Below are 2,876 nucleotides of genomic sequence, written 5' to 3' on the forward strand. Positions count from 1 at the left end.
AGCGCTCGCCCAGCACGGCGAGCAGCTCGGCGGCGTCGATCATGTTGTCGCGCGCCCAGGCCTCGTCGGCGTCGAGCGGCATCTGCTCGATGAATCGCAGGCGCACGCCGTTGGCGATCGACCATTCCAGCAGGTCGACGGCGCCGTCGAGGGTGTCGCGCATGAGCACGGCATTGATCTTGAGCGGGGTGAGCCCCGCGGCCTGCGCGCCCTTGATGCCGGCGAAGACGGCCGGCAGGCGGTCGCGGCGGGTGAGGCGCGCGTAGTGGTCGCGGTCGACGGTGTCGAGCGAGATGTTGACGCGGTTGAGCCCCGCGGCGACGAGCGCTTCGACGCGCTTGTCGAGACCGATTCCGTTGGTCGTCATAGAAATGGATGCACCGTCGGCGACCGCGGCGCTGCGGGCGATGATCTCCACGAGGTCGTTGCGCATGAGGGGTTCACCGCCGGTGAATCGCACGTCGCGCACACCGAGGTCGCGCACGGCGATGCCGACGAGCCGTCCGATCTCGTCGGCGGTGAGCAGGTCGTTGCGGGCGATCGCGGGCAGGCCGGCCTCGGGCATGCAGTACGTGCAGCGCAGCGAGCACTTCTCCGTGATCGAGACCCGCAGGTCTCGGGCCTCGCGGCCGAACTGATCAACCAGCCCCGCGACATCCGGCCGGCCGTGCGTCGGAGGCATCCGCGCCGGATCGCGCCGGATCGTCGGCATTCCGAGTCCGAGGCTTGTCATGTAGTAACCCTACGTTGTGGGTGGCTCGGCCCGCCGCTTCATGACGTCACGGGCCGGCCCCTTTGTGACGTCGCAGTCCGGCCCCGCGAGAACTTCTCGAACCCGCCCACCGATCGGTAGGCTGGAACCCCAACCGAAGGGCACTGACATGGGAATCATTTCTCGCGGTTTCGCCGGACGCGCGCGCACGCCCAACCCCGAACTGCCTCCCGGTCAGTATCTGACCGAAGACTTTCCGGTGCTCTCCGCCGGCCCCACGCCGCGCGTCAGTACCGAGGAGTGGGAGTTCACGATCACGACCGAGCACGGCGTCGTTCACCGCTGGAGCTGGGCAGACCTGATGGCGCTCCCCATCGAAGACGTCGGCACCGACATCCACTGCGTCACACGTTGGTCGAAGCTCGGCACCTCGTGGCGCGGCGTCTCGCTCGACACCCTGTTCGCCGGCGTCGACACGAGCTACGGCTTCACCATGGCCCACGCGTACGGCGGCTACACGACCAACATCCCCCTCGCCGACCTCATGGGCGGCAAGGCCTGGATCGCGTTCGAGTTCGACGGCCAGCCGCTCGATCCCGAACACGGCGGCCCCGCGCGTCTGCTCGTGCCGCACCTCTACTTCTGGAAGAGCGCCAAGTGGGTGCGCGGCATCGAGATGCACAAGCGCGACGACGCCGGCTTCTGGGAGCAGAACGGCTACAACATCTACGGTGACCCCTGGCTCGAACAGCGGTATTCGTGACCACCACCGCTTCAGCGCCCAACCCGAGCGTGTGGAAGGTGGGTGTCGTCGCGTCGGTGAACACCGAGACGCCCACCGCACGCAGCATCATGATCGACGTTCCCGGTTGGGGCGGAAACGCGGCGGGGCAACATCTGGACCTCCGCCTGTCGGCGCCCGACGGCTATCAGGCCGTGCGCTCCTACTCCGTCGCCTCGGCGGGCCCCGGCGACCGCCTCGAACTCGCGGTCGACCGCCTGCCCGACGGCGAGGTCTCGCCGTACCTGGTCGACGACCTGCAGGTCGGCGACGAACTCGAGATCCGCGGCCCGCTGGGCGGCTGGTTCGTCTGGCGACCGGAGCAGACCGAACCGGTGCAGCTCGTCGGCGGCGGCTCGGGCATCGTGCCGCTCATGGCGATGGCGCGCGCCCACGCGGCATCCGGTTCGACGGCCCGTTTCCGGCTGCTCTATTCCGTGCGCAGCCCCGCCGACGTGTTCTTCGCGCAGGAACTCGCCGGTCTCGCGTCCGAGTTCTTCGAGGTGACCTGGGTCTACACGCGGGCGACACCCGCCGGATGGCCGACACACTCCGGCCGGCTCACCCCGTCGATTCTCGAGGCAGCCACCATTCCGGCGAGCGAGAACCCGGCGGTATTCGTGTGCGGACCGACGGGTTTCGTCGAGAGCGTGGCCGACTGGCTGGTCGCACTCGGGCACCCCGCGGCATCCGTAAAAACAGAACGTTTCGGCGGCAACTAAACGCAGCACCTCGCTACACTGTCGGTATTGAACTACCGGGCGGACGGGAAGACAATGACCCACCTCGACGGCAACGTGCTCGCAGGGCCCCTCTCCGAGCTGTTCTGCGTCGACATGACGGTCGCCGTCGGACGCTGTGCGGGGTGTGGCGACGAGTCGGCGCTCGCCAGCGCGATGGTCTACGAATCCGGTCCGGATCTGGTGGTGCGCTGTCACCACTGTGACGATGTTCTGATGACTCTCGTGCAGAGCACCGACGACCTGCGGGTCGAATTTCGCGGGATCGCCATGCTGACGGTGGCACGATGAGCCCCCGTCTACCCCCACTAAGTGGGAATACCCGCGCCGAGCGCCGGGCCCTACGGTTGCAGAATGCGCGGGGGGCGCAGGTCACAACGGGGGGCGACATGCGCGAAACGGCAGCGGCGGGCCAAGACACCGGATCTGCGGCGGATCAGGCCTGGTTCGCGCCGACAGGTTCCGCTCAGGGCGAGCGCAACGCGCACCGGCTGCGCGGCTGGTCGATCGCCGCGGCTGTCGCAGTTCTGCTCTGGGGCGTCATCGCCGTGGTCGTCTGGGGCGTTGTAAGCCTGTTCTAGCCTGCGTGTCCCAGCCTCTTCACCAAGGCGAACGCAAAACGCCCGCCCGCCCGATCACGTAT

General features: G+C 68.2%; 5 protein-coding genes. 4 read left to right on the plus strand and 1 reads right to left on the minus strand.

Annotated features, from left to right (window positions below):
- A partial coding sequence (locus ACLQ6X_RS02950) for a radical SAM protein (protein ID WP_411698679.1) occupies positions 1–733 on the minus strand: 733 nt, incomplete at its 3' end.
- 148 nt (positions 734–881) lie between these two features.
- Between ACLQ6X_RS02950 and ACLQ6X_RS02955 the strand changes: the two genes are divergently transcribed.
- The 4 genes from ACLQ6X_RS02955 (at position 882) to ACLQ6X_RS02970 (ending at position 2,814) form a co-directional block, all read left to right on the plus strand.
- On the plus strand, positions 882–1,475 hold the full coding sequence (locus ACLQ6X_RS02955; protein ID WP_411698681.1) for a sulfite oxidase-like oxidoreductase: 594 nt from the start codon (positions 882–884) through the stop codon (positions 1,473–1,475).
- Positions 1,472–2,215, plus strand: a complete 744-nt coding sequence (locus ACLQ6X_RS02960) for a ferredoxin reductase (protein WP_411698682.1) — start codon at positions 1,472–1,474, stop codon at positions 2,213–2,215. Before ACLQ6X_RS02955 ends, ACLQ6X_RS02960 begins: the two co-directional genes overlap by 4 nt.
- A gap of 54 nt (positions 2,216–2,269) precedes the next feature.
- Entirely contained in the window at positions 2,270–2,524 is a 255-nt protein-coding gene (locus tag ACLQ6X_RS02965) for a DUF6510 family protein (RefSeq protein ID WP_411698683.1), read from the plus strand.
- A 98-nt stretch (positions 2,525–2,622) separates the two neighbouring features.
- Positions 2,623–2,814, plus strand: a complete 192-nt coding sequence (locus ACLQ6X_RS02970) for a hypothetical protein (protein ID WP_411698684.1) — start codon at positions 2,623–2,625, stop codon at positions 2,812–2,814.
- The last annotated feature ends 62 nt before the right edge of the window (positions 2,815–2,876 follow it).

Source organism: Conyzicola sp. (genome assembly GCF_046714715.1).
Lineage (GTDB): Bacteria > Actinomycetota > Actinomycetes > Actinomycetales > Microbacteriaceae > Conyzicola.